A 2500-nucleotide genomic window follows, 5' to 3' on the forward strand; every position below is an offset into this window, starting at 1 on the left:
TGTGCAGGTACTCCCAATTCAAGCAAAAGCTCCGTTACCTCTGTTTCCAAATCCTTATTTATCTCTATAACCGTTTGATTCTTTACAGAAACTCCGTTCTTGTTTATTGCAGCCTCGTTAGCGCTTATTAAAGATTCTATTCTTTGGCTGAGCACATTAAAATCATACGGCTTTATCAGATAATAGCTTGCTCCGCATTTAAAAGCCTCCGTCTGCGAATACTCTGTGGACATAGCCGTAGATACTATAAATACAGGCTTCTTTTCCATCTGTCCGCTTGTTATCTGCTTCATTACTCCTATTCCGTCCAGGCTTGGCAAAACTAAATCTATAAGTACTATATCAGGTTTTTCTTCCTCTATAACCCGTACAGCCGTTTTTCCGTCTGCTACGGTAGTTACTATTTCATAGCCCTTTGCCTTTAATTCCTCTGTCGCAATAAATCTGAAGGTTGTATTCGCATCGACAATTATTATCCTTTGTTTCTTTCCCATTTTCGCTTTATTCGCTCCTTTGTTTTTATTTAGTATCCATAATTTACCATATATTTACATAAATTTCAAGTACATTTTTTGTTTTTTCGTCCCTCTTTTATTCCCATTTTTCGACTTTGGAACAATATATTGTTGAAAACTCTTTACTTTTGCAATTTATTTCAATATAATGTATATGAAAAATTTTTCAGGAGGGGAACAAAATGAGTTTTGAAATATTAAAAAAAGAGCTTAAAGAGAACAAATTGCGTTCCTGCTACTTTTTTTACGGTGAGGAGCAATATCTCAAAAACTATTATCTTCAGACTCTTATCAAAAAAATTGTAGAAGCTCCTGACGATTTCAACTGTTATAAAATTGACGCAAAGGCTCTTGATATGTCAGAGCTTACCGATATTTGCGAAAGCTATCCCCTTACCTGTGACAAAAAAGCGGTAATTATAAGTGATTTAAATATAGCTAAGCTTTCAAAGTCTGATTTTGATTTTTTCTGCAAGCTTTTGAATGAGCTTCCCGAATATACCGTTATTATTATATATGAGCAAACCCTGGAAATTGACGAAAAAAGTGCAATTTTCAAGGCTTTTTACCAAGAAGCTACCAAAGCAAACGGGCTTTTCTGTCATTTTAAAAAGCAGTCTGAAGGAGACCTTGCTTCCTGGTGCTCCCGTCAATTCAAGGCTCACAATAAAATTATCAGTTCAAAGCTTATTTATTATTTACTCTCTCTTTGCGATAACAGTATGACAACTTTGAAAACTGAAATTCAAAAGCTATGCTCCTACTGTGTTACCGAAGAAATAACCAAGCAGCAAATAGATGCAGTTATTACAAAAACTGTCGATGCCCGAGTCTTTGATTTGACTGATGCCGTTATCAAAAACAATACCGAGGCTGTTTTTATGATAACCGATGAGCTTTTTGCACAGGCTATTGAGCCTACCTTGATTGCAGGAACTGTTTTCAGCTTTTTTATAAGGCTTTATAAGGTTAAAACTGCACTTGTGAAGGGTATGTCCAAAAATGATATCATTTCAAATTTAGGTATTGCAGAATACCCTGCTACAATATGTATACAGCAGTGCAGGGGCATTTCTCAGCAAGCCTTAAAGGAATGTCTTTTATGCTGTCAGAAAGCTGATATGGCTTTAAAAAGTTCTAAAATGAACAACCGAACGGTTATAGAACGTCTGTTGGGAGAGATATTGCTTGTTAAAGACAGATAAAGCAATTATAGTTGAGGGTAAATACGACAAAATACGCCTTGAAAGTGTTATTGACGGACTTATTATTCAAACTGACGGCTTTAAAATATTTAAAGATAAGCAGCAGCTCACTCTTATAAGAACTCTTGCTGAAAAATGCGGTATAATAATTATTACCGACAGCGATTCAGCAGGCTTTAAAATAAGGAGCTTTATTTCAAAGGGAATAAAAAAAGAGAACATAACAAACGTTTATGTTCCCGATATTTACGGTAAAGAAAAGCGTAAAGAAAAATATTCAGCTCAGGGCAAATTAGGTGTTGAGGGTATGTCTGAGACTGTTTTGGAGGAAGCTTTTTTAAAGGCGGGCATAGGCTGTGAAAAGGTGTCAGAGCAAAATAAGAAAAAGCTGACTAAGGCTATTCTTTATTCTGACGGTTTTTGCGGCAAAGAAAACAGCGAGGCACGCCGCCGCAAGCTTCAAAGACTTTTAGAGCTTCCCGAGGCTATGTCGGCAAACTGCTTTATTGATGCTTTTAATGCATTATACACTTATGAAGATTATGAAAAAGCAAAAACAAAAATAGTATAAATTTACAATCAACAAGGGGAAAGATGAAAAATCATCTTTCCCCTTGTTGAGTGTCGAAAAACCTTTCGACAATCTGTAAGACTGTCCAAAAAGAGTGCAGATTTCGTCAATCCGTTCTCGTCGGCGTACATATAGGGTAGAGCAAATAATTCAAACTCGTTTTAAAAAGGCGGATTTTCGCTCATTCTACGTTAAAATACTCGTTAATC

3 protein-coding genes are annotated in these 2500 nt (G+C 35.9%); 2 read left to right on the forward strand and 1 reads right to left on the reverse strand.

The window, feature by feature from the left end; genetic code table 11:
* Window positions 1–494 (reverse strand): response regulator (locus tag E7480_08605; protein MBE6904647.1); only part of this gene is annotated, 494 nt, incomplete at its 3' end.
* Between the two features lie 203 nt (window positions 495–697).
* Between E7480_08605 and holA the strand changes: the two genes are divergently transcribed.
* Together holA and E7480_08615 are read left to right on the forward strand one after the other, a co-directional pair.
* Window positions 698–1720, forward strand: coding sequence for a DNA polymerase III subunit delta (holA, locus tag E7480_08610; protein ID MBE6904648.1), 1023 nt, complete (start codon window positions 698–700; stop codon window positions 1718–1720).
* Complete coding sequence (locus E7480_08615; GenBank protein MBE6904649.1) at window positions 1704–2291, forward strand: DUF4093 domain-containing protein; 588 nt, start codon at window positions 1704–1706, stop codon at window positions 2289–2291. Before holA ends, E7480_08615 begins: the two co-directional genes overlap by 17 nt.
* Window positions 2292–2500 lie beyond the last annotated feature (209 nt).

The sequence above is a fragment of the Oscillospiraceae bacterium genome (assembly GCA_015067255.1).
Lineage (GTDB): Bacteria > Bacillota > Clostridia > Oscillospirales > SIG519 > SIG519.

Bases quoted from the DNA above. Each gene is read 5' to 3' on its own strand.
- holA (MBE6904648.1), top strand. From the start codon at position 698: ATGAGTTTTGAAATATTAAAAAAAGAGCTTAAAGAGAACAAATTGCGT.